General features: G+C 37.7%; 22 protein-coding genes, 2 rRNA genes and 1 riboswitch. Of the genes, 20 read left to right on the top strand and 4 right to left on the bottom strand.

The features are described from left to right. Together ACQKNI_RS21675 and rrf are read left to right on the top strand one after the other, a co-directional pair. A 23S ribosomal RNA gene (locus ACQKNI_RS21675) occupies positions 1–87 on the top strand; the annotation flags it as partial. A gap of 49 nt (positions 88–136) precedes the next feature. Beyond that, positions 137–252: ribosomal RNA gene (gene rrf, locus ACQKNI_RS21670) — 5S ribosomal RNA — on the top strand. Between the two features lie 43 nt (positions 253–295). Here rrf and ACQKNI_RS21665 read toward each other — a convergent pair. Then, positions 296–577: a hypothetical protein gene (locus ACQKNI_RS21665; protein WP_088231856.1), complete on the bottom strand. Its 282-nt coding sequence runs from the start codon at positions 575–577 to the stop codon at positions 296–298. Between the two features lie 250 nt (positions 578–827). After that, positions 828–929, top strand: a riboswitch (purine riboswitch). Positions 930–1,039: 110 nt separating this feature from the next. Here ACQKNI_RS21665 and purE point away from each other — a divergent pair. From purE to purD, 12 genes are all read left to right on the top strand, one after another. Continuing rightward, entirely contained in the window at positions 1,040–1,525 is a 486-nt protein-coding gene (purE, locus tag ACQKNI_RS21660; RefSeq protein ID WP_000839367.1) for a 5-(carboxyamino)imidazole ribonucleotide mutase, read from the top strand. Continuing rightward, positions 1,522–2,673 carry a 5-(carboxyamino)imidazole ribonucleotide synthase gene (purK, locus tag ACQKNI_RS21655; protein WP_088231855.1) on the top strand — a complete coding sequence of 384 codons (1,152 nt, stop codon included), beginning with the start codon at positions 1,522–1,524 and terminating at the stop codon, positions 2,671–2,673. The genes purE and purK overlap by 4 nt, the downstream gene beginning before the upstream one ends. Continuing rightward, the gene (purB, locus tag ACQKNI_RS21650; protein WP_088231854.1) at positions 2,670–3,977 is read left to right on the top strand and encodes an adenylosuccinate lyase; all 1,308 of its coding nucleotides are present in this window, start codon (positions 2,670–2,672) and stop codon (positions 3,975–3,977) included. The genes purK and purB overlap by 4 nt, the downstream gene beginning before the upstream one ends. 88 nt (positions 3,978–4,065) lie before the next feature. Continuing rightward, complete coding sequence (gene purC / locus ACQKNI_RS21645) at positions 4,066–4,785, top strand: phosphoribosylaminoimidazolesuccinocarboxamide synthase (RefSeq protein WP_088231853.1); 720 nt, start codon at positions 4,066–4,068, stop codon at positions 4,783–4,785. Beyond that, entirely contained in the window at positions 4,778–5,032 is a 255-nt protein-coding gene (purS, locus tag ACQKNI_RS21640; protein WP_000278823.1) for a phosphoribosylformylglycinamidine synthase subunit PurS, read from the top strand. The genes purC and purS overlap by 8 nt, the downstream gene beginning before the upstream one ends. After that, the gene (gene purQ / locus ACQKNI_RS21635; protein ID WP_048375606.1) at positions 5,029–5,712 is read left to right on the top strand and encodes a phosphoribosylformylglycinamidine synthase subunit PurQ; all 684 of its coding nucleotides are present in this window, start codon (positions 5,029–5,031) and stop codon (positions 5,710–5,712) included. The genes purS and purQ overlap by 4 nt, the downstream gene beginning before the upstream one ends. Then, positions 5,696–7,915: a phosphoribosylformylglycinamidine synthase II gene (gene purL, locus ACQKNI_RS21630; protein WP_088231852.1), complete on the top strand. Its 2,220-nt coding sequence runs from the start codon at positions 5,696–5,698 to the stop codon at positions 7,913–7,915. Before purQ ends, purL begins: the two co-directional genes overlap by 17 nt. Then, positions 7,900–9,315 carry an amidophosphoribosyltransferase gene (purF, locus tag ACQKNI_RS21625; RefSeq protein ID WP_088231851.1) on the top strand — a complete coding sequence of 472 codons (1,416 nt, stop codon included), beginning with the start codon at positions 7,900–7,902 and terminating at the stop codon, positions 9,313–9,315. The genes purL and purF overlap by 16 nt, the downstream gene beginning before the upstream one ends. Positions 9,316–9,415: 100 nt before the next feature. Beyond that, the gene (gene purM, locus ACQKNI_RS21620; RefSeq protein ID WP_098357415.1) at positions 9,416–10,456 is read left to right on the top strand and encodes a phosphoribosylformylglycinamidine cyclo-ligase; all 1,041 of its coding nucleotides are present in this window, start codon (positions 9,416–9,418) and stop codon (positions 10,454–10,456) included. Then, positions 10,453–11,040, top strand: a complete 588-nt coding sequence (gene purN / locus ACQKNI_RS21615) for a phosphoribosylglycinamide formyltransferase (protein WP_098253356.1) — start codon at positions 10,453–10,455, stop codon at positions 11,038–11,040. Before purM ends, purN begins: the two co-directional genes overlap by 4 nt. Before the next feature lie 24 nt (positions 11,041–11,064). Then, positions 11,065–12,600, top strand: coding sequence for a bifunctional phosphoribosylaminoimidazolecarboxamide formyltransferase/IMP cyclohydrolase (gene purH, locus ACQKNI_RS21610; protein ID WP_071710556.1), 1,536 nt, complete (start codon positions 11,065–11,067; stop codon positions 12,598–12,600). Positions 12,601–12,821: 221 nt separating this feature from the next. Further along, the gene (gene purD, locus ACQKNI_RS21605) at positions 12,822–14,093 is read left to right on the top strand and encodes a phosphoribosylamine--glycine ligase (protein ID WP_088231848.1); all 1,272 of its coding nucleotides are present in this window, start codon (positions 12,822–12,824) and stop codon (positions 14,091–14,093) included. A 38-nt stretch (positions 14,094–14,131) separates the two neighbouring features. Here the strand turns inward: purD and ACQKNI_RS21600 are convergent, their stop codons facing one another. The 3 genes from ACQKNI_RS21600 to ACQKNI_RS21590 all read right to left on the bottom strand — a co-directional run bounded on the left by ACQKNI_RS21600 (position 14,132) and on the right by ACQKNI_RS21590 (position 15,752). Next, a complete protein-coding gene (locus ACQKNI_RS21600) occupies positions 14,132–14,296 on the bottom strand; it encodes a toxin-antitoxin system HicB family antitoxin (RefSeq protein WP_001085171.1) in 165 nt (54 codons plus the stop codon). A gap of 15 nt (positions 14,297–14,311) precedes the next feature. Continuing rightward, the gene (locus ACQKNI_RS21595) at positions 14,312–15,157 is read right to left on the bottom strand and encodes an SPFH domain-containing protein (protein WP_088231847.1); all 846 of its coding nucleotides are present in this window, start codon (positions 15,155–15,157) and stop codon (positions 14,312–14,314) included. A 217-nt stretch (positions 15,158–15,374) separates the two neighbouring features. Next, on the bottom strand, positions 15,375–15,752 hold the full coding sequence (locus ACQKNI_RS21590) for a YgaP family membrane protein (RefSeq protein WP_088231846.1): 378 nt from the start codon (positions 15,750–15,752) through the stop codon (positions 15,375–15,377). Between the two features lie 295 nt (positions 15,753–16,047). On the opposite strand from ACQKNI_RS21590, the gene ACQKNI_RS21585 reads away from it, so the two are divergent. From ACQKNI_RS21585 to pruA, 6 genes are all read left to right on the top strand, one after another. Further along, entirely contained in the window at positions 16,048–16,737 is a 690-nt protein-coding gene (locus ACQKNI_RS21585; RefSeq protein WP_000272075.1) for a heptaprenylglyceryl phosphate synthase, read from the top strand. After that, complete coding sequence (gene pcrA, locus ACQKNI_RS21580; RefSeq protein ID WP_427282679.1) at positions 16,738–19,002, top strand: DNA helicase PcrA; 2,265 nt, start codon at positions 16,738–16,740, stop codon at positions 19,000–19,002. Between the two features lie 15 nt (positions 19,003–19,017). Further along, positions 19,018–21,027, top strand: a complete 2,010-nt coding sequence (gene ligA / locus ACQKNI_RS21575; RefSeq protein WP_088231844.1) for an NAD-dependent DNA ligase LigA — start codon at positions 19,018–19,020, stop codon at positions 21,025–21,027. Between the two features lie 16 nt (positions 21,028–21,043). Next, the gene (locus tag ACQKNI_RS21570) at positions 21,044–22,240 is read left to right on the top strand and encodes a CamS family sex pheromone protein (RefSeq protein WP_088231843.1); all 1,197 of its coding nucleotides are present in this window, start codon (positions 21,044–21,046) and stop codon (positions 22,238–22,240) included. A 95-nt stretch (positions 22,241–22,335) separates the two neighbouring features. Continuing rightward, positions 22,336–23,106, top strand: a complete 771-nt coding sequence (locus ACQKNI_RS21565; RefSeq protein ID WP_088231842.1) for a TSUP family transporter — start codon at positions 22,336–22,338, stop codon at positions 23,104–23,106. 152 nt (positions 23,107–23,258) lie between these two features. Further along, a complete protein-coding gene (gene pruA / locus ACQKNI_RS21560; RefSeq protein WP_088231841.1) occupies positions 23,259–24,806 on the top strand; it encodes an L-glutamate gamma-semialdehyde dehydrogenase in 1,548 nt (515 codons plus the stop codon). Positions 24,807–25,009: the final 203 nt, after the last annotated feature.

Genomic DNA, 25,009 nt, shown 5'->3' with positions numbered 1-25,009 from the left:
TGAAAGATGATCAGGTTGATAGGTTCGAGGTGGAAGCATGGTGACATGTGGAGCTGACGAATACTAATAGATCGAGGACTTAACCATATAATATGTAGCAAATGTTATCTAGTTTTGAAGGAATATGCCTTCATAGTTTGGTGATGATGGCAGAGAGGTCACACCCGTTCCCATACCGAACACGGAAGTTAAGCTCTCTAGCGCCGATGGTAGTTGGGACCTTGTCCCTGTGAGAGTAGGACGTCGCCAAGCAAAAACCTAAGTCGATTCGACTTAGGTTTTTTTGTGTTTATTTTTATTTTCCAAATGTCATAATCCATAAATTTAATAATCCTAAAGAAGAAAAAAGAATGAAGCAGAGACTATTTAAAGTAATAGCAATGATTTTTTGCCTTCCAGGTTTTCCGAGTGCTCCTAAAATAATCCCTATAATAGGAAACGTTATTTCTACCACAAGTATATATTTAAAATAATGAGAGTAAAAAAGGTGGGATGATATAAATAAGTATTCAATCATTACAGCAATGACTGCAATACAAAGGAATAAATATGAAAAGAGTGTAGTTATTTTTTTCATTATTGTCCTCCTTATAAGTAAAATGAGTATAAATGATATGCTCTATATTAAAGCATACGGAATTAGTATACAAACAGCTATGTGCACGATAGATCTCTAGAAATATATATTCTAATTTCTTATCCTTCTTGCATATAGTTACAATTATTCTTTTGAATATAACTAAAACACGAACGTTATTGGTAAGTAATAAAAAAACATTCGATTATTTGTTGACATTGTTTATGAAATATTGTTAATATAGCCATAGAAACAATATTATATAAGACCTCATATAATCGCGGGGATATGGCCTGCAAGTCTCTACCTAACGACCGTTATTCGTTAGACTATGAGGGAAAGTCACTCGGTATTTTTCTATTCACAAGGGATACTTATGCCTGAGTAGAGCGCTTTCTCTCATAGTAAAAGAGAAACTGTTCTATTTCAGGCTTTTTTTATTTGAATCGGGGGGATTCTAATATGAAATCACTAGTTGGAGTCATAATGGGAAGTACGTCAGACTGGGAAACAATGAAATATGCTTGTGACATTTTAGATGAATTAAATATACCGTATGAGAAAAAAGTTGTATCCGCTCATCGGACTCCGGATTATATGTTTGAATATGCAGAGACGGCTCGTGAACGTGGCTTGAAAGTTATTATTGCTGGAGCTGGTGGAGCAGCGCATTTACCAGGAATGGTTGCAGCGAAGACAAATCTTCCTGTAATCGGCGTTCCAGTTCAATCAAAAGCGTTAAACGGCTTAGATTCATTATTATCCATCGTCCAAATGCCAGGAGGGGTTCCAGTTGCAACTGTTGCAATTGGTAAAGCTGGTTCAACAAATGCTGGTTTACTTGCTGCACAAATACTTGGATCATTCCATGATGACATACATGATGCATTAGAATTGAGAAGAGAAGCAATTGAAAAAGATGTGCGCGAAGGTAGTGAGCTAGTATGACAAGAATCATTTTACCTGGAAAAACAATCGGTATTATTGGAGGCGGCCAGCTAGGAAGAATGATGGCATTGGCAGCTAAGGAGATGGGATATAAAATTGCTGTTTTAGATCCTACAAAAAACTCACCATGTGCACAAGTTGCTGATATTGAAATTATTGCACCGTATGACGATTTAAAAGCAATTCAGCATTTAGCAGAGATAAGTGATGTTGTCACATATGAATTTGAGAATATTGATTATAGATGTTTACAATGGCTTGAAAAGCATGCTTACTTACCACAAGGTAGTCAGTTGCTAAATACAACGCAAAATCGTTTTACAGAAAAGAATGCGATTGAGAAAGCTGGGTTACCAGTAGCAACGTACAGACTGGTTCAAAATCAAGAGCAACTTATTGAAGCAATCGCCGAGTTATCATATCCTTCCGTCTTAAAAACGACGACAGGTGGATATGATGGGAAAGGGCAAGTTGTTTTAAGAAGTGAAGCTGATGTTGAGAAAGCACGAAAGCTTGCGAATGCAGCAGAGTGCATTTTAGAAAAATGGGTGCCTTTTGAAAAAGAAGTATCAGTTATTGTAACTCGCAGTGTAAGCGGTGAAACGAAAGTGTTTCCAGTAGCAGAAAATATTCATGTAAATAATATTTTGCATGAATCAATTGTGCCAGCACGCATTACAGAAGATCTTTCTCAAAAAGCAATTGATTACGCAAAGGTACTTGCGGATGAATTAAAACTTGTGGGAACACTAGCGGTAGAGATGTTTGCTACAGCTAATGGTGAGATTTACATTAATGAATTAGCACCAAGACCTCACAATTCAGGGCACTATACACAGGATGCATGCGAAACGAGCCAATTTGGTCAACATATTCGAGCGATTTGTAATTTACCTCTAGGAGAAACAAATTTGTTAAAACCAGTTGTCATGGTAAACATTTTAGGCGAACATATAGAAGGGGTCCTAAGACAAGTGAATAGATTAACCGGGTGCTATTTACACTTGTATGGAAAAGAAGAAGCAAAAGCACAGCGGAAAATGGGGCATGTTAATATTTTAAATGATAATATTGAAGTCGCTCTAGAAAAAGCGAAGAGTTTGCATATTTGGGACCATCAAGAACAACTGTTGGAGGGAAAAAGATGATTAGTCGTTATACACGCCCTGAAATGGGTGCAATTTGGACGGAAGAGAACAAATTTAAAGCATGGTTAGAAGTTGAGATTTTAGCTTGTGAAGCATGGGCTGAGCTTGGCGATATTCCAAAAGAAGATGTGAAGAAAATTCGTGAACATGCATCATTTGATATTGAGCGCATTTATGAAATCGAAAAAGAAACGCGTCATGACGTAGTTGCATTCACTCGTGCTGTATCAGAAACACCAGCATTAGGTGAGGAACGTAAATGGGTTCATTACGGTTTAACATCTACAGACGTAGTAGATACAGCGTTATCTTACATCTTAAAACAAGCGAATGAAATCATATTAAAAGACTTAGAAAACTTCGTTAGCATTTTAGCTAACAAAGCGAAAGAGCATAAATACACAATCATGATGGGAAGAACACACGGTGTTCATGCAGAACCAACGACATTTGGTTTAAAACTTGGTCTTTGGTACGAAGAAATGAAACGTAACGTAGAGCGTTTCAAACAAGCTGCTAATACAGTTCGTGTTGGTAAACTATCTGGTGCGGTTGGTACATATGCAAATATCGATCCATTCGTAGAAAAATATGTTTGTGAAAACTTAGGATTAGAAGCAGCACCAATTTCAACACAAACATTGCAACGTGATCGTCATGCACACTACATGTCAACACTTGCACTAATCGCAACATCTATTGAAAAAATGGCGGTTGAGATTCGTGGTTTACAAAAGAGTGAAACACGTGAAGTTGAAGAGGCTTTTGCAAAAGGTCAAAAAGGTTCTTCTGCAATGCCACATAAACGTAATCCAATTGGTTCTGAAAATATGACTGGTTTAGCTCGTGTTATTCGCGGTTATATGATGACAGCTTACGAGAATGTTCCATTATGGCATGAGCGTGATATTTCCCACTCTTCTGCAGAACGCGTAATTTTACCAGATGCTACAATCGCGTTAAATTACATGTTAAATCGCTTTGGTAATATCGTTAAAAACTTAACTGTATACCCAGAGAATATGAAACGCAATATGACAAGAACATATGGCCTAATTTATTCTCAGCGCGTAATGCTTACGTTAATCGACAAAGGAATGGTACGTGAAGAAGCTTATGATATCGTACAGCCTAAAGCGATGGAAGCTTGGGAAACGCAAGTACAATTTAAAGAACTTGTAGAAGCAGATGAGCGTATTACGAGCAAATTAACGCAAGAAGAAATTAATGAATGCTTCAACTATGAGCATCATATGCAACACGTTGATACAATCTTTGAACGCCTTGGATTAAACGAAGCGTAAAATTTCATATGGCACAGAATAGAGTCATTCTGTGCCATTCTTTATAAAAATATTATTCACATTTTTCAAACTACAGGGGGCTTGCGAAATGCAAAAGCTAGAATTGCTGTATGAAGGTAAGGCAAAAAGAATTTATCGTACAGAATCAGCAGATATGGTTTGGGTAGAGTACAAAGATAGTGCGACTGCTTTCAATGGGGAGAAAAAAGAGACGATTACAGGAAAAGGTCGTTTGAACAATGAGATTACAACTTTGTTGTTCAGAAAGTTACAAGAAGTAGGAATTAAAACACATTTTGTCGAGAAGTTATCTGAAACAGAGCAACTTGTTAAAAAAGTGAGTATTATTCCTCTAGAAGTTGTCACAAGAAATGTAATTGCAGGAAGCCTTTCAAAACGATTAGGAATGGAAGAGGGAACTGTACTTACAGAACCAATCGTAGAATTTTACTTCAAAGATGATGATTTAGGAGATCCGCTTGTAACGGAAGATCATATTCGTGTATTAAACGTTGCATCGCCAGAGCAAGTAAGCGTATTACGAGAGATGGCTCTACAAATCAATCAAGTGTTGATTGATCATTTCGCAAGCTGTCGTGTAAGATTAGTAGATTTTAAATTAGAGTTTGGTGTAACGGAAGAAGGAGAAATTATTTTAGCGGATGAAATTTCACCAGATACTTGCCGTTTATGGGATGAAACGAGCAATGAAAAGTTTGATAAAGACGTATTCCGTCGTGATCTTGGAAATTTAACAGATGCTTATGAAGAGATTTTAAAACGTTTAGGGGGAATTTCACATGTATAAAGTTAAGGTATATGTAACGTTAAGAGAAAGCGTATTAGATCCACAAGGAACAGCAGTAAAAGGAGCACTTCATAGTCTTTCTTTCACGGAAGTACAAGACGTTCGAATCGGAAAGTATATGGAATTAACAATTGATAAATCGGTATCTGATCTAGATAGCAAGGTAAAAGAAATGTGTGAAAAGTTACTAGCAAACGTTGTAATGGAAGACTTCCGTTATGAAGTTGAGGAGGTTGTCGCACAGTGAAATTTGCCGTAATAGTATTTCCAGGTTCGAACTGTGATGTTGATATGTTCCATGCGATTAAAGATGAGCTTGGCGAAGAAGTAGATTACGTTTGGCACGATACAGAGAATTTAGATGAATATGATGCAATTCTACTACCAGGTGGATTCTCTTACGGTGACTACTTACGCTGCGGTGCTATTTCTCGCTTTGCTAACGCAATGAAAGCAGTGCAAAAAGCTGCTGAGCAAGGAAAGCCAATTCTAGGTGTATGTAATGGATTCCAGATTCTTGTTGAATCAGGATTACTACCAGGAGCTTTAATGAGAAACGAAAATTTAAAATTTATGTGTCGCACTGTTCAGTTGCGTGTTGAAAATAATGAAACGATGTTTACATCACAATATGAAAAAGATGAAGTAATCAATATTCCAATCGCACATGGTGAGGGGAATTACTATTGTGATGAAGAAACGCTTAAAAGATTAGAAGAGAATAATCAAATTGCGTTCCGTTACGTAGAAAATCCGAATGGAAGCGTTTCGGATATTGCTGGTATTGTAAATGAAAAAGGAAATGTTCTTGGTATGATGCCACACCCAGAGCGTGCTGTAGATGAATTACTTGGCGGTGCTGAGGGATTAAAAGTCTTTCAATCTATCTTAAAACAGTGGAGGGAAACATATGTCGTTAATGCTTGAACCAAATCCAACACAAATTAAAGAAGAGCGTATATATGCGGAAATGGGGCTAACAGACGAAGAGTTTGCCATGGTGGAAAAGATTTTAGGCCGTCTGCCAAATTATACAGAAACAGGATTATTCTCTGTAATGTGGTCTGAACATTGTAGTTATAAAAATTCAAAACCAGTTCTTCGCAAGTTCCCAACGACAGGTGAGCGTGTCTTGCAAGGACCTGGAGAAGGCGCTGGAATTGTAGATATCGGTGATAATCAAGCAGTTGTATTTAAAATGGAAAGTCATAACCATCCTTCAGCTATTGAACCATATCAAGGAGCAGCAACAGGCGTTGGTGGTATTATTCGTGACGTATTCTCTATGGGAGCACGTCCAGTAGCTCTATTAAACTCACTTCGTTTCGGTGAATTACAATCACCACGTGTGAAATATTTATTCGAAGAAGTAGTAGCAGGGATTGCAGGATACGGTAACTGTATCGGTATTCCTACTGTTGGTGGCGAAGTACAATTTGATCCATGTTACGAAGGAAACCCACTTGTAAATGCAATGTGCGTAGGTTTAATTAACCACGAAGACATTAAAAAAGGGCAAGCGCACGGTGCCGGTAATACAGTAATGTACGTAGGAGCATCAACTGGTCGTGATGGTATTCACGGTGCAACATTCGCATCTGAAGAACTATCTGAAAGCTCGGAAGCGAAGCGTCCAGCAGTTCAAGTAGGAGATCCATTTATGGAGAAGCTTCTTATTGAAGCGTGTTTAGAATTGATTCAATCTGATGCACTTGTTGGAATTCAAGATATGGGTGCAGCTGGTTTAACATCATCTTCTGCAGAAATGGCAAGTAAAGCAGGAATGGGTATTGAAATGTACTTAGATGATGTACCGCAGCGCGAAACAGGAATGACACCATATGAAATGATGCTATCTGAGTCACAAGAGCGTATGTTAATTGTTGTGAAAAAAGGTAGAGAGCAAGAAATAGTAGATTTATTCGAGAAGTATGGTCTTGCAGCCGTTACGATGGGGAAAGTAACGGAAGATAAAATGCTTCGCTTATTCCATAAAGGCGAGAAGGTGGCGGAAGTTCCAGCGGATGCTTTAGCAGAAGAAGCTCCAATTTACCATAAGCCATCAAAAGAAGCAGCATACTTTGCTGAATTCCAAGCAATGAAAATGGAAACGCCAAAAGTAGAAAATTATAAAGAAACGTTATTCGCTCTATTACAGCAACCGACGATTGCAAGTAAAGAGTGGGTTTATGATCAATATGATTACCAAGTGCGCACAAGCACAGTTGTTACACCAGGTTCGGATGCAGCAGTTGTACGTGTACGCGGTACAGAAAAAGGATTAGCAATGACGACGGATTGTAACTCTCGCTACATTTACTTAGATCCAGAAGTGGGCGGTAAAATCGCAGTAGCAGAGGCAGCACGTAATATCGTATGTTCTGGCGGAGAGCCACTTGCAATTACAGATTGCTTAAACTTTGGTAATCCAGAAAAACCAGAGATCTTCTGGCAAATTGAAAAATCAGTAGACGGTATGAGTGAAGCTTGTCGCACATTACAAACGCCAGTTATCGGCGGAAACGTATCAATGTATAACGAACGTAGTGGCGAAGCTGTATATCCAACACCGACAGTTGGGATGGTCGGTCTTGTACACGATTTAAAACATGTAACAACACAAGAATTTAAGCAAGCTGGCGATTTAGTTTATGTCATTGGAGAGACGAAAGCTGAGTTTGGCGGAAGTGAATTGCAAAAAATGATTCACGGCAAAATTTTCGGTCAATCACCAAGTATCGATCTAGACGTAGAATTAAAACGTCAAAAACAAGTATTAGCAGCAATTCAAGCTGGCCTTATTCAATCTGCACATGACGTTGCTGAAGGTGGTTTAGCAGTTGCGATTTCAGAAAGTGCAATTGGTGCTAAAGATTTAGGTGCTACTGTGAAATTAGACGGTGAAGCAACGGCGGCATTATTTGCAGAATCACAATCTCGCTTCGTGATAACTGTAAAACGTGAAAATAAAGAAGCATTCGAGAAAATGGTTGAAGCAACTCAAGTCGGAGAAGTAACAAATACAAATGAAGTAACAATTCATAATGAAGAAAATGAAGTATTACTTACAGCAAATGTAGATGAAATGAGAAAGGCTTGGAAAGGGGCAATCCCATGCTTGCTGAAATAAAGGGGTTAAATGAAGAATGTGGCGTTTTTGGAATTTGGGGGCATGAAAATGCAGCACAAGTTTCGTACTACGGATTGCATAGTTTGCAGCACCGTGGGCAAGAGGGCGCAGGCATTGTTGTAAATAATGGGGAAAAAATCACCGGTCACAAGGGGTTAGGTTTAATATCAGAAGTGTTTTCAAGAGGTGAGCTAGAAGGATTAAACGGAAAATCAGCAATTGGACACGTACGATATGCGACAGCTGGTGGAAGTGAAGTCGCTAACGTGCAGCCATTATTATTCCGCTTTTCCGATCATAGTATGGCGTTAGCTCATAACGGAAATTTAATTAACGCAAAAATGCTTCGTCGTGAATTAGAGGCAGAGGGAAGTATTTTCCAAACAAGTTCCGATACAGAGGTACTTTTACACCTTATTAAACGTAGTACAAAAGATTCTTTAATCGAAAGTGTAAAAGAGGCTCTAAATAAAGTGAAAGGTGCGTTTGCATATCTTTTACTAACTGGAAATGAAATGATCGTTGCGTTAGATCCGAATGGGTTCCGTCCACTTTCAATCGGAAAGATGGGGGATGCTTACGTTGTAGCATCTGAAACATGTGCTTTTGATGTAGTAGGTGCAACATATATTCGTGATGTAGAACCTGGTGAATTAATTATCATTAATGATGAAGGAATTCACGTAGATCGTTTCACAAATGATGTAGAACATGCAATTTGTAGTATGGAGTACATTTACTTTGCACGCCCAGATTCTAACATTGCTGGTGTTAACGTTCATGCAGCGCGTAAAAATATGGGGAAACGTTTAGCGGCGGAAGCTCCTATTGAAGCGGATGTTGTTACTGGTGTACCAGATTCTAGTATTTCAGCAGCGATTGGCTATGCGGAGGCTACTGGTATTCCATATGAGTTAGGATTAATTAAAAACCGTTACGTTGGACGTACGTTTATTCAGCCTTCTCAAGAACTGCGTGAGCAAGGGGTTAAGATGAAGCTTTCGGCAGTAAGAGGTGTAGTAGAAGGAAAACGAGTTGTTATGATTGACGACTCTATCGTAAGAGGGACGACAAGTAAACGAATTGTCCGTATGCTTCGCGAGGCTGGGGCGACAGAAGTTCACGTAAGAATCGCTTCACCACCTCTTAAGTATCCATGCTTCTATGGCATTGATATTCAAACGAGAAAAGAACTAATCGCAGCAAATAATACAGTAGAAGAAATCCGTGAAATAATCGGTGCAGATTCACTAACATTTTTAAGTGAAGATGGATTAGTAGATGCAATTGGACGTCCATATGAAGGGAAATATGGCGGTCTATGCATGGCTTACTTTAATGGGGACTATCCGACAGCTCTTTATGATTATGAGCAAGAGCTTTTAGAAAGTATGAAATAAGGAGAAAAAGCTTCTACATGATTTGATGTAGAAGCTGGCTTCTTTCTTAAAATAGCCCGTCCTGGATGGGGAGAAATTAAAAGACGAGGTGTAATTAACGATGGCGAATGCATATAAGCAAGCAGGAGTAGATATTGAAGCTGGATATGAAGCGGTATCTCGCATGAAAAAACACGTACAAACAACTATGAGAAAAGAAGTACTAGGCGGTTTAGGCGGTTTTGGAGGTATGTTTGATCTATCAAAATTTGCATTACAAGAACCTGTATTAGTATCTGGAACAGATGGCGTGGGAACGAAATTGATGCTCGCTTTTATGGCAGATAAACATGACACAATTGGTATTGATGCAGTAGCAATGTGTGTAAATGATATTGTTGTCCAGGGAGCAGAACCGCTTTTCTTCCTTGATTATATTGCTTGTGGTAAAGCTGAACCTAGTAAAATTGAAAACATCGTCAAAGGTATATCAGAAGGTTGTCGCCAAGCTGGTTGTGCATTAATTGGTGGAGAAACAGCTGAAATGCCAGGAATGTATTCTACGGAAGAATACGATTTAGCGGGCTTTACAGTTGGGATCGTTGATAAAAAGAAAATTGTAACAGGTGAAAAAATTGAAGCTGGTCACGTATTAATTGGCTTAGCATCTAGCGGTATTCATAGTAATGGTTACTCTTTAGTACGAAAAGTACTACTAGAAGATGGAGAACTATCTTTAGATCGCATTTATGGACGCTTAGAGCTACCTCTTGGTGAAGAATTATTAAAACCAACGAAAATTTATGTCAAACCTATTTTAGAACTATTGAAGAAACATGAAGTATACGGTATGGCACATATTACAGGTGGCGGATTCATTGAAAATATCCCACGTATGTTGCCAGAAGGAATTGGTGCTGAAATTGAGCTAGGATCTTGGAAAATCCAACCGATCTTCCATTTACTTCAAGAAATTGGGGAATTAGAAGAGAAAGAAATGTTCAATATTTTTAACATGGGTATTGGTATGGTAGTAGCGGTGAAGGAAGAAGATGCAAAAGATGTTGTTCGTCTTCTTGAAGAGCAAGGAGAAACAGCTCGTATTATTGGACGTACTGTACAAGGAGCTGGCGTTACCTTCAATGGGAGCACAGTACTATGAGTAGATTAGCAGTTTTTGCTTCTGGAAGTGGATCTAACTTTCAATCTCTCGTTAATGCGGTAGAAGAAAAAAGATTGGGTGCAGAAATTAGTTTATTAGTATGTGATAAACCAGAAGCACGCGCTGTTGGGCGAGCACATTATCATCATATTCCATGCTTCGCCTTTTCAGCGAAAGAATATGAGTCAAAAGAAGCATTTGAAAAAGAGATATTAAAGAAGCTAGAAGAATATGAAATTGATTATGTTATTTTAGCTGGCTATATGCGTTTAATTGGACCGACGTTACTAGAAGCATACGGCGGGAAGATTATTAATATTCATCCATCACTATTACCCAGTTTTCCAGGTAAAGATGCTATCGGCCAAGCGTTAGAAGCAGGAGTGAAAGTAACGGGAGTAACAATTCATTATGTAGATGCAGGTATGGATACAGGTCCAATTATTGCGCAAGAAGCAGTAGCTGTTTCTAAAGGGGATACGAGAGAAAGCTTACAAAAGAAAATCCAACAAGTGGAACATCAATTATACGTAAATACAGTGAATCAAATTGTGCAGTCTGTGAAAGAACCAACTGTTAACTAACATACAACTAGGGGTGAATGATCAATGAAAAAGCGTGCATTAGTAAGTGTTTCAGATAAAACGGGGGTAGTAGAATTTGTTAAAGGTTTACTAGAACAAGGGATTGAAGTTATTTCAACAGGTGGTACGAAAAAATTACTAGAAGAAAACGGTTTACAAGTAATCGGTATTTCTGAAGTAACTGGTTTCCCAGAAATTATGGATGGCCGTGTAAAAACATTACATCCAAATATTCATGGTGGTCTATTAGCGGTTCGTGATAATGAAACACATGTAGCGCAAATGAATGAACTAGGCATTCAAGCAATTGATTTTGTTGTTGTTAACTTATATCCATTTAAAGAAACAATCGCTAAGCCTGATGTAACATTTGCTGATGCAATTGAAAATATTGATATCGGTGGCCCAACAATGATTCGCTCTGCTGCGAAAAATCATAAATTCGTGTCTGTCATTGTAGATCCAGTAGATTATGATGTTGTGTTAGCAGAATTGAAAGAGAACGGCGAAGTAAAAGAAGAAACGAAACGTAAATTAGCAGCGAAAGTATTCCGTCATACAGCAGCTTATGATGCGCTAATTTCTAACTATTTAACAGAGCAAATGGGTGAAGAAAGTCCAGAAACGTTAACTGTGACATTTGAGAAAAAACAAGACTTACGTTATGGCGAGAACCCGCATCAAAAGGCAACTTTCTATAAAGCGCCATTCGCAGCCACTTCTTCAGTTGCATATGCAGAACAATTGCACGGAAAAGAATTATCTTATAACAATATTAATGATGCAGATGCAGCGCTTAGCATCGTTAAAGAATTTACAGAACCAGCAGTAGTAGCGGTAAAACATATGAATCCATGTGGCGTTGGAGTAGGTACTGATATTCATGAAGCATACACACGTGCTTATGAGGCGGATCCAGTATCAATTTTTGGCGGTATTATTGCAGCGAATCGCGAAATTGACAAAGCGACAGCTGAAAAATTACATGAAATTTTCTTAGAAATTGTTATCGCGCCTTCGTTCTCACAAGAAGCTTTAGAAGTGTTGCAAAGTAAGAAGAACTTACGCTTACTAACTGTAAATATTGAAAAAGCGACAAGTGCAAGTAAAAAACTAACTTCTGTACAAGGGGGACTTCTTGTTCAAGAAGAAGATACGTTATCATTAGATGAAAGTACAATTTCAATTCCGACAAAACGTGAACCGTCAGAGCAAGAGTGGAAAGATTTAAAACTAGCTTGGAAAGTTGTAAAACATGTGAAATCAAATGCAATTGTTTTAGCAAAAGATGATATGACAATTGGGGTAGGTGCAGGACAAATGAACCGCGTAGGTTCTGCGAAAATTGCAATCACGCAAGCTAGTGAAAAAGCACAAGGTAGCGCACTTGCATCTGATGCTTTCTTCCCAATGCCAGATACAGTGGAAGAAGCAGCAAAAGCTGGTATTACAGCAATCATTCAACCAGGTGGATCAATTCGTGATGAAGATTCTATTAAAATGGCAGATGAGTATGGGATTGCTATGGTGTTCACTGGTGTACGTCATTTCAAACATTAATAGAGGATGTTTAAAAAGTCCGGTCAAGATAACTGTCGCATGTCGTCGTTGCATTGCCAGTGCGGTACTCATGTAGGAAAGCTACACTCCGTGTCCTCCTGGCGAATGCGTCTCGACCTGCTCGGTTCTCTAGATCCTCCTTTTTAAACTTACATTGATAGAAAAACAAACTAGGAGCATAGCTTCTAGTTTGTACTTATTTAAGTATTGGGGGATGAAATATGAATGTTTTAGTAATTGGCCGCGGTGGGCGTGAGCATGCTTTAGCTTGGAAGTTTGCACAATCTGCAAAAGTGAAAAAGGTGTATGTAGCACCAGGTAATGAAGGTATGCGAGATGTTGCAACACCAGTTGATATTGATGAAAATGATTTTGATGCACTTGTCTTATTTGCAAAAGAGAATAATGTCGAATTAACTTTCGTTGGCCCAGAAATTCCGCTTATGAACGGAATTGTTGATCGTTTTAAAGAAGAGGGGCTTCGCGTATTTGGTCCGAACAAAGCGGCTGCTGTTATTGAAGGTAGTAAAGCTTTTACGAAAGAATTGATGAAAAAGTATGATATTCCAACTGCAGCATATGAAACTTTTACAGATTATGAAGAAGCAGTACAGTACATTCAAAAAGTTGGTGCGCCAATCGTTATTAAGGCTGACGGCTTAGCTGCTGGTAAAGGTGTAACAGTAGCAATGACGCTTGAAGAGGCATTACAAGCTGTGAAGGAAATGCTACAAGACGTGAAATTCGGCGAAGCAAGTAAGAAGGTTGTTATTGAAGAGTTTTTAGATGGACAAGAATTCTCATTAATGGCATTTGTAAATGGAACAACTGTACATCCAATGGTAATTGCCCAAGATCATAAGCGAGCTTTTGATGGTGATAAAGGTCCTAATACAGGTGGAATGGGCGCATATTCTCCAGTACCACAAATTTCTGAATCAGCAGTTCAAAAAGCGATTCAAACAGTATTACATCCAACTGCTAAAGCGATGATCCAAGAAAACCGTTCGTTTACAGGTATTTTATATGCAGGTCTTATTTTAACAAGTGATGGTCCAAAGGTAATTGAATTTAATGCACGCTTTGGCGATCCTGAAACAGAAGTTGTATTACCTCGCTTAGAAAATGATTTAGTTGATGTATGTAACGCTGTATTAGATGAAAGTGAACTAACGTTACAATGGTCAGAAGAAGCAGTTATTGGTGTGGTACTTGCTTCTAAAGGATATCCAGAAGCGTATAAAAAAGGTGAAATTATTAACGGATTAGATGCAATGCAAGATGTGATTGTTTTCCATGCGGGTACAGCGATGAAACATGGTGACTTTGTAACAAACGGTGGCCGTGTATTATTTGTTGCTTGCAAGGCGAATAGTTTACAAGAAGCAAAAGATAAAGTATATAAAGAAATTGGTAAAATTGAGAGTGATGGTCTATTTTATCGAAGTGATATAGGATATCGTGCAATTGAGCATGAGATGACGAGAAGTTAATATGCAAAAAATCCCGCTGAGAAATCAGCGGGATTTTTTTATGCATCTTTATCTTTTTTTAATTTTCCTTTTTGCTTTGCCATTTCTCGAAGTAAATACTCGATGTGTGCATTGACGCTACGAAACTCATCATTCGCCCATTTTTCGATGACTGCGTGTAATTCAGGATCAATACGTAATGGAAAGCTTTTCTTTTTAGCCATAATTTCTTATAGCCCTTAGTATAGGCTTCCTGTATTAATGACTGGTTGCGCACCTTTATCTGAAACGATAGCAACTAATAAGTTGTTTACCATATTCGCTTTACGCTCGTCATCTAATTCCAGCACGCCTTCTTCATCTAACATATGGATTGAATCTTTTGCCATCTTCACAGCACCTTCAACAATTTCTTTTCTAGCAGCTAATACTGCTTTCGCTTGTTGACGTTGTAACATTGCATGGGCAATTTCTGTTGCGTAAGCTAAGTGCGTTAAACGAGTTTCTAATACTTCTACGCCGGCAATTTCAAGTCGCGCCTCTAGCTCGCGTTTTAACTCCTCAGAGACTTCTTCAGTATTTCCGCGTAACGTAACGCTGGTTTCATCTTGGAAATTGTCATAAGGATATTTTGTTGCAACGTGGCGGATTGCCGTTTCACTTTGAATTTCTACAAAACGATCATAATGTTCAACACCAAACATTGCTTTTGCAGAATCAACAACTTTATATACGATAACGGCAGCAATTTCAATTGGATTTCCGTCAACATCATTTACTTTTAATTTTTTACTGTTAAAGTTTTCAACACGTAAAGATACAGTTTGACGGAATGCGAATGGAATCGTTAAAAATAAACCATTTTGACGGATTGTTCCTAAATAATTACCGAAGAACGTAATAACTTTCGCTTGATTCGGTTGAACGATACCGATGCCTGTCGCGAGAACCGCGGCTAAAATAATAGTTAATGCTGCTCCTATGAAAATTTCTTGCGCAAGGAAAAATACACCGATAGCAGCTAAAATCAAAATGCCAATAATACCGAGAAAACCATTTACATAAAATACTTGTTTTTCTTTCATATGATCGCCTCCTGATATAAAAATGATATCACTTTTATATCATTTTAAGCAAGGGGTTTACACTTAATTTTCTGAAATTTCATATTGACACTTATTATGTACGTCTTAAGTTTAAAACGAGAATATACGTTCCATTTTATGTTAAAATAAAGAAGACTTAACCGCCCACTGCAGCAGCTAAGTCCCTTTGAGAGCATCTTGCATCGTGACAAATGATTCAAAGCGGTTTTGCCAGGATTATATCTTCAATCGCTGACTCAATCTCTTTGTCAGAAGCGTCATAACTTCCAGTTGACTGTGGTTTGTCATGATTGGAAGTTTGATTCACTTCTTCTTTAGCATGTCCTTTTTCAGCAAAATTCATGCTAGGCATTTTAAATGCGCCCATACTCATGAATTTTCCAAATTTACATACTTCAGCAATAGGGCAGAAACGAACAATTCCCTCTGCAACTTTCATTGCACCAATCCATAATAAAACTTTAGACCAAGTGCACCACGGTTTGCGTACGAGTTTAGCGGTACTACAACCGAAGAGGATAAGTCCGAGCGTAATCCGAATTAGAGCATTGATTGTACCGATGTTTTGCTTCATTAGAAAAACACTCCTTTTTGATGAACTTCGAAATAGTAAATACTATTTCTTTTATTAGTATCCCATGTGATTTTGGTGATATGTAATCCAACATTTGACGTGGAAAAAGATGTTGGAATGGGCGTGTGTGTAAGTAGCTTTTTTTGTTATAATGAAAGAATGCACAAAAAGAAGTTTAAAATTAAATTTGTATATTTGGAAAAAAATAGAATTTCTATTATCCAAAATCTTGATGAAAATTAACTGTTATTTTGAACAGACATATATATAACTAGAGAAAAGAAAGGGTGTTTTCATGTACGATATTTCCGGGTGGAAACATGTATTTAAGCTTGATCCAAATAAGGAGTTAAGCGATGAACATTTAGAAATGATTTGTGAGTCTGGAACAGACGCTGTTATTGTAGGTGGAAGTGACGGCATAACAATTGATAATGTATTGCACATGCTAGTTAGCATTCGTAGATATGCAGTTCCTTGTGTATTAGAGGTTTCTGATGTGGAAGCAATTACACCAGGGTTTGATTTTTATTACATCCCAAGTGTTTTAAATAGCCGAAAGGTAGAATGGGTAACAGGGGTTCATCATGAGGCATTGAAAGAATTTGGGGATATTATGGACTGGGACGAAATTTTCATGGAAGGGTATTGTGTTTTAAATCCAGAAGCGAAAGTAGCCCAACTTACAGATGCAAAATGTGATTTAACAGAAGATGATGTTATCGCATATGCGCGTTTAGCAGACAAGCTATTACATTTACCGATATTTTATTTAGAATATAGCGGTACGTATGGCGATATTGAACTTGTTAAAAATGTAAAAGAAGAATTGAAACAAGCGAAGCTATATTATGGCGGTGGTATTTCTAATGCAGAACAAGCGAAAGAAATGGCACAGTATGCTGATACAGTAGTTGTTGGAAATGTTATTTATGATGATATAAAAGCGGCGTTAAAAACAGTTAAAGCAGTAAAAGGAGAGTAGGTGCAGGCGTATATGAGTATGACAGATAAGTTATTAAACGGTTTAAATCCACAGCAACAAAAAGCAGTACAAACAACGAATGGCCCACTTCTATTAATGGCAGGCGCAGGTAGTGGTAAAACACGTGTGTTAACACATCGTATTGCGTATTTACTTGGTGAAAAAGGTGTGGCGCCATGGAATGTGCTAGCAATTACCTTCACAAATAAAGCTGCTCGTGAAATGCGCGAGCGTATTGATACACTTGTTGGACCAGAAGCAGAAGATATTTGGATTTCTACGTTCCACTCTATGTGCGTACGTATTTTGCGACGTGATATTGACCGCATCGGGATTAATCGTAACTTTACGATTTTAGATGCAGGTGATCAGTTAACTGTGGTCAAAAAAATTATGAAAGAGCGCAATATTGATCCGAAGAAGTTTGAGCCGCGCTCTATTTTAGCAGGTATTAGTAATGCGAAAAATGAACTGTTATCTGCCGATAAATATGCAAAAAAAATTACAATCGCTGATCCATATGAAAAATTAACGAGCGATGTATATACAGAATATCAAAAACGACTTTTGAAAAATAACTCATTAGACTTTGATGATTTAATTATGACGACGATTCAGCTGTTTGAACGTGTTCCAGAAGTATTAGAGTTTTATCAGCGTAAGTTCCAGTATATTCACGTTGATGAGTATCAAGATACGAATAAAGCTCAGTATCTTCTTGTTAAACATTTGGCAGCGCGTTTTAAAAACCTTTGTGTTGTCGGTGACTCTGATCAGTCTATTTATCGCTGGCGTGGTGCGGATATCTCTAACATTTTGTCATTCGAAAAAGACTATGAGAATGCGCAAGTAATTTTGTTACAACAAAATTACCGTTCATCTCAAAATATTTTAAATGCAGCAAATGCTGTAATTGAAAAAAATACGAATCGTAAACCGAAAAAATTATGGACAGATAATCAAGTTGGAAGCAAAATCTCGTATTACCGTGCTGCAACGGAAAAAGACGAAGCATATGTTGTTGCGAAAAAAATTCGTGACGATATTCAAATGGGGAAACGAAAATATACTGATTTTGCAGTGTTATATCGTACCAATGCTCAGTCTCGTATGATCGAGGAGATTTTCCTGAAATCTAATATTCCTTACAAAATTGTCGGTGGTACGAAGTTCTACGATCGTAAAGAGATTAAAGACATTTTGGCGTATTTACGTTTAATTGGGAATCCAGATGATGAGATTAGTTTCGCGCGTATTATTAACGTACCAAAGCGCGGAATTGGTGCGACTTCTATCGATAAAATTATTAATTACGGTGTACAAAATGGAATTTCATTAACGGCTGTATTCGATGAGATTGAGCATGTTGGAGTAAGTGCAAAGGTTACAAAGGCAGTAAAAGAATTCGCAGGCCTATTACACAACTGGGTAAATATGCAAGAGTATTTATCTGTTACAGAATTAGTTGAAGAAGTTATTGAAAAAACAGGCTATCGCGATATGTTGAAAAACGAGCGTACTTTAGAAGCAGAAGGTCGTTTAGAAAACTTAGACGAGTTTTTATCTGTTACGCAAACATTCGAATCTCAAAGCGAAGATAAGAGCCTAGTTGCATTCTTAACAGATTTGGCGCTTGTTGCTGATATTGATCGTGTAGATGAAGATCCAACTGCTGGTGAGGAAGTTATTTTAATGACGATGCACTCAGCGAAAGGATTAGAATTCCCAGTCGTCTTTATTGTTGGGTTAGAGGAAGGAATATTCCCGCATACTCGTTCTCTAATGGAAGAAGATGAAATGCAAGAAGAGCGTCGTCTTGCTTATGTAGGTATTACTCGTGCAGAAGAAGAGTTATATTTATCCAATGCGCAAATGCGTACTTTATTTGGTAGAACAAGTATGAATGCAGCATCTCGATTTATTACAGAAATCCCAGCAGAGCTAGTGGAATCATTAAATGAAACAGCGCCGAAGCGTGAGACTTCGTTTGGGGCAAAGGCAAAAGGAAGAACGACAGGTGCAATGGCGACAAGCACTGGAACGACACGTTCTCGCTCAGCTTTCGTACGTCCGGCTGTTAAGACAACAGGTGGCGAGCAAATTGGCTGGGCAGTAGGAGATAAAGCTTCCCACCAAAAGTGGGGAGTCGGTACAGTTGTAAGTGTAAAAGGTGAAGGTGATGCAAAAGAATTAGATATTGCGTTCCCAAGCCCAATTGGCGTTAAACGTTTATTAGCAAAATTTGCACCTGTGACGAAACAATAGGAAAGGAATGAGGGTATGTCAAAAGAGATAGCAAAAAAACGTATAGAAGAACTGCGTGATTTGTTAAACACATTTAATTATCAATATCACGTATTAGACAATCCTTCGGTTTCTGATGCGGAGTATGACCGTAATATGCAGGAGCTTATAAAATTAGAAGCAGAGAACCCAGAGTTTATGAGTGAAGACTCTCCCTCCATTCGCGTTGGAGGGACGGTTCTTGATATATTTGAAAAAGTAACACATAAGTCACCGATGTTAAGTTTAGGGAATGCATTTAACGAAGGAGATTTACGTGATTTCGACCGAAGAGTACGCCAAGGAATTGATGATGCGAATGTAAGATATATATGCGAATTAAAAATTGACGGACTTGCTGTTTCACTTCATTATGAAAAAGGACGCTTTATTCAAGGGGCAACACGTGGCGATGGGATAACGGGTGAAGATATTACCCAAAACTTAAAAACGATTAAAGCTATTCCGCTCCGTCTAAATGAAGAAGTAACGTTAGAAGCACGAGGCGAGGCTTATATGCCGAAGCGTTCATTCGTTAAGTTGAATGAAGAGAAAGAACAAAATGGTGAAGATGTATTTGCCAATCCGCGTAATGCAGCAGCAGGTTCAATACGTCAACTTGATCCAAAAATTGCAGCGAAGCGTAACCTATCTATGTTTGTGTATGGTCTTGCGAATGTAGAAGAAAAAACGATTCCAGCGCATAGTGAATCACTTGATTTCTTAGGCGAACTTGGATTTAAGACAAATCCAAATCGCCGTACATGTGAAACAATTGAAGAGGTTATAGCTTATGTAGAAGAGTGGCAAGAAAAACGTCCGGATCTTGATTATGAGATCGATGGAATCGTTATAAAAGTAGATGATGTTGCTCTTCAAGAAAGTTTAGGAACTACAGCAAAGAGTCCGAGATGGGCGATTGCTTATAAGTTCCCGGCTGAAGAAGTTGTAACAAGATTAACAGGAATTGAATTAAGTGTCGGCCGCACAGGTGTTGTAACACCAACTGCAGAGCTAGAGCCAGTGCGAGTGGCTGGTACGATCGTTCGTCGTGCTTCTTTACATAACGAAGATTTAATTCGCGAAAAAGATATTCGAATTGGTGACTACGTTGTTGTGAAAAAGGCTGGAGATATCATTCCTGAAGTTGTGAACGTTATTTTTGATAAGCGTACTGGTGAGGAAGAAGAATACCATATGCCAACGCATTGTCCAGCATGTGAGAGTGAACTAGTTCGTTTAGAAGAAGAAGTAGCACTTCGTTGTATAAATCCAACTTGTCCAGCTCAAATTCGCGAGGGATTAATTCATTTCGTTTCAAGAAATGCAATGAATATTGACGGACTAGGAGAGCGTGTTATCACACAGCTCTTTGATGCAGATTATATTCGTACGTTTGCAGATTTATACGCATTGACGAAAGAACAATTATTACAGCTAGAACGATTCGGTGAAAAATCAGCAACGAATTTAGTACAAGCAATTGAGAATTCTAAAGAAAACTCGTTAGAGCGATTATTATTTGGTCTTGGAATTCGCCATGTTGGAGCGAAAGCAGCACGTACATTTGCCGAGCATTTCGAAACGATGGATGGGCTTGTGAAAGCAACGGAAGAAGAACTAAAAGCAATTAATGAAATTGGTGAAAAAATGGCTCAATCCGTTGTGGCATATTTTGATAATGAAGATGTATTAGAGCTATTACAACAGTTTAAAGAGTATGGCGTGAACATGACATACAAAGGTATAAAGAGTGCGGACTTACAAAATGTTGAATCTTATTTCGCAGGAAAAACAGTTGTCTTAACAGGGAAGTTAGAAATTATGGGCCGAAGTGAAGCGAAGAAGAAGATTGAAGCATTAGGTGGAAAAGTAACAGGAAGTGTTAGTAAAAGTACGGATCTAGTTGTTGCAGGTGAAGCAGCAGGTTCGAAATTAGCACAAGCGGAGAAACATAATGTTGAGGTTTGGAATGAAGAGAGGTTCTTACAAGAGCTAAATAAGTAAGAGGTGCAAACTTACCATGAAAAAAATAGCATTAGCGGTATTAAGCCTTAGCCTACTTGTAAGTGGGTGTAGTATAGGTGCCGACAAAGATGAAAAAGTGGTTGAGAAATCGGGGAAAGCAAAAGAGCAAGCAGTCGTCCCAAAATACTCTATTTCGGATGAATATTATAAGACGACTGTTCCATTTGATGCAGGATCTGCACGTGGTTTAGTTGTACAAGGATTAAATAGTCGCCTTGATGTAGATGAATTTGAAACAGGATTAATGCGTATTGCGAAAGAATCATTTAGTACGAAAGATTATTTCTTTAAAGGTGGAAGTACTCTAGATGCCCGAACTGTGCAAATGCTTGTTAAAAGAAAGCGTACAGATGCTCAACAAAAGGAACTAGAGGACAGTTTAAAAAAAGATGCGGTTAAATTTCCTAACATAGGGTTAAACCCAGCGTTAGGTGAAGGATCCGAATCACTAGAAGTGAAAAATAAAAAAAATCCAATATATATTTCAAATATTTTAGAGCAAGATTATTATGTGAAAAAAGGCGAGAAAGATGTTGAACTTGGTGGCATTGTAGTTGGATTAGCGATGAATTCTGTTCAATATTATGAGGAAGAGCATGGCTATCCGCGTGAGGTTGCAATCCCGGACGAAAAAATGTTAGCAGAAGGGAAAAAAATGGCGCAAGAAATCTTGAAAGTTATGCACCAAAAAAATCCCGAAATAAAAAATGTTCCGATTACATTTGCGATTTATCGCCAAGCTCCAAAGTCTTCACTTGTGCCAGGTAATTTTGTTTCTTATGCGAATGTGGAAAAAGGTAGTGAAACGGTTGAAGATTGGAAACAAATTAATGAGAAATATTATTTGTTCCCATCTGAACAAGCGAAAACAGATAATAAACGTGAAGATCTTGCAAGAGTATCAAACTTTAAAGCAAAATTAAGCGATTATTTCCAAGGCGACTATACGGCTGTTATCGGTACTGGTATGTATAAAGATGATGAATTAAAAGAAATGAAGCTTGATATTCCTGTCCAATTTAATGGGAAAGCTGACATAATTGGTTTTACACAATATGTTGCAGGGCTTGTTATGGAATACTTCCCGAATTACATGAAAGTACAAGTAACGATTAAATCTGTAGAACGTCCAGAAGCTATTATTATACGTGAAGCGAAGCAAGATGAACCATTGGTGAAAATTTTAGATTAAATAGGAGAGCTGTTCCTTTTTGGAACAGCTTTTTTTCTTGAGGAATTTTGTTATAATTTAAAATGTTATAAATAAAGGGGTAAGGGGTAAAGCTTATGGACGAATTAAGTTTTCAAGTCATTATTTTATTAATTGCATTCGGTTTTTTAGCAGCTTTTATTGATTCAGTTGTTGGAGGGGGAGGGTTAATTTCGCTTCCTGCGCTTATGTTTGTTGGTTTACCACCAGCTTCGGCAATTGCAACGAATAAATTAGCTGCAACAATGGGGACGTTTACAAGTACAATTTATTTTATTCGATCAGGAAAGGTTGATTTTAAAATTGTAGGAAAGTTAATCCCGTTAACTATTGTTGGAGCGATTGCAGGTGCTTTAGTAGTAAAATTTATTCCACCGGATATTTTACGTCCATTAGTACTTATAATGTTGGTATGTATTGCTATTTATATTATTGCGAAAAAGGATTGGGGAAGTGTATCTACCTATAAAAAGATGACGAAAAGGAAAACATTAATATTTTTCTTTGTTATTTTAATGATAGGATTTTATGATGGTTTTTTTGGACCAGGAACAGGATCCTTTTTAATTTTTGCATTTTTATTAATCGGTTTGGATTTTATTCAAGCGGCAGCATCTGGAAAACTTTTGAACTTTGTTAGTAACATCGTATCTTTAATTACTTTTTTATTTTTAGACATAATTCATTTTGAATACGGTATTATCATGGGATTATCGATGATTTTTGGCGCTTATTTTGGATCAAGGTTTGCTGTTCAAAAAGGTGTTGGATATGTGAGGACTTTATTTTTATTAGTAACTATTTTATTAATCGGAAAAAACATTTTGGAATATACTCATATTCTGTAGAGTTATACGTATGTATAACTCTATTTTTTTATTATATTTTAAAAATTAATTAATTTTTAAAATATAAGTCTAGGAATATTTGAATAAATCTAAATTATCGTGTAGAATAATGTTGTAAAATGTAAACGTTTTTCTAAGGGGAGGCTAAAAGGATGGTAGTAGCATACAAACATGAGCCATTTACAGATTTTTCAGTAGAGGCGAACAAATTAGCGTTTGAAGAAGGTTTAAAGAAAGTAGAATCTTATCTTGGACAAGACTATCCATTAATTATTGGGGGAGAAAAAATCACTACAGAAGACAAAATTGTTTCTGTAAACCCTGCAAATAAAGAGGAACTTGTTGGTCGCGTTTCAAAAGCAAGCCGTGAATTAGCTGAAAAAGCAATGCAAGTAGCGGATGAAACATTCCAAACTTGGAGAAAGTCAAAACCAGAAATGCGTGCAGACATTTTATTCCGTGCTGCAGCAATCGTTCGTCGTAGAAAACATGAATTTTCTGCTATTCTTGTAAAAGAAGCAGGTAAACCATGGAATGAGGCAGATGCTGATACAGCAGAAGCAATCGATTTTATGGAATATTATGCTCGTCAAATGTTGAAATTAAAAGACGGTATTCCAGTAGAAAGCCGTCCAATTGAATATAATCGTTTCTCTTACATTCCATTAGGAGTAGGTGTTATCATTTCTCCTTGGAACTTCCCATTTGCAATTATGGCAGGTATGACAACAGCTGCTTTAGTTTCTGGGAACACAGTATTACTAAAACCAGCTAGTACAACTCCTGTAGTAGCAGCGAAATTCATGGAAGTATTAGAAGAAGCTGGTTTACCAGCTGGCGTAGTAAACTTCGTTCCAGGTAACGGTTCTGAAGTTGGTGACTACTTAGTAGATCACCCTCGTACACGCTTCATTAGCTTCACTGGATCTCGTGATGTAGGTATCCGTATTTATGAGCGTGCAGCGAAAGTAAACCCAGGACAAATCTGGTTAAAACGTGTTATCGCTGAAATGGGCGGTAAAGATACAATCGTTGTTGATAAAGAAGCTGATCTTGAATTAGCTGCTAAATCTATCGTTGCATCAGCATTCGGATTCTCAGGACAAAAATGTTCTGCATGTTCTCGTGCAGTAATCCACGAAGATGTATACGATCACGTATTAAATCGTGCAGTTGAATTAACAAAAGAATTAACAGTTGATAACCCAGCTGTATTAGGTACAAACATGGGTCCTGTTAATGACCAAGCTGCATTCGATAAAGTAATGAGCTATGTTGCAATTGGTAAAGAAGAAGGTAGAATCTTAGCAGGTGGCGAAGGAGACGATTCTAAAGGTTGGTTCATTCAACCGACAATCGTTGCTGACGTTGCAGAAGATGCTCGTTTAATGAAAGAAGAAATCTTCGGACCAGTAGTAGCATTCTGTAAAGCAAAAGACTTTGATCATGCACTTGCAATTGCAAACAATACAGAATACGGTTTAACAGGTGCTGTTGTTACTAACAACCGTGACCATATTGAAAAAGCACGTGAAGACTTCCATGTTGGTAACTTATACTTCAACCGTGGATGTACTGGTGCAATCGTAGGTTACCAACCATTCGGTGGCTTTAATATGTCTGGTACAGACTCTAAAGCTGGTGGCCCTGACTACTTAGCACTTCACATGCAAGCAAAAACTACTTCTGAAACTTTATAAGAAATAGTAGAGGAGATCTTCACAAAATGTGAAGATCTCCTTTTTGAATTATAATTCCATATATTACTATTTTTTGAGTAATGCGAGCTAAACCCTATTAATAGCGGGATAAACATGTAAATAGAAATAAAGTGAGGAGAAAAATTGAGTCATTAGTCACATTTTTTAGTATTCATTTTAGAAATTTCCTGTATAATACAATT

Origin of the sequence: Bacillus sp. NPDC094064, from assembly GCF_050279585.1 — a bacterium.
Lineage (GTDB): Bacteria > Bacillota > Bacilli > Bacillales > Bacillaceae_G > Bacillus_A.
This window is presented reverse-complemented; position numbering and strand designations above follow the sequence as displayed.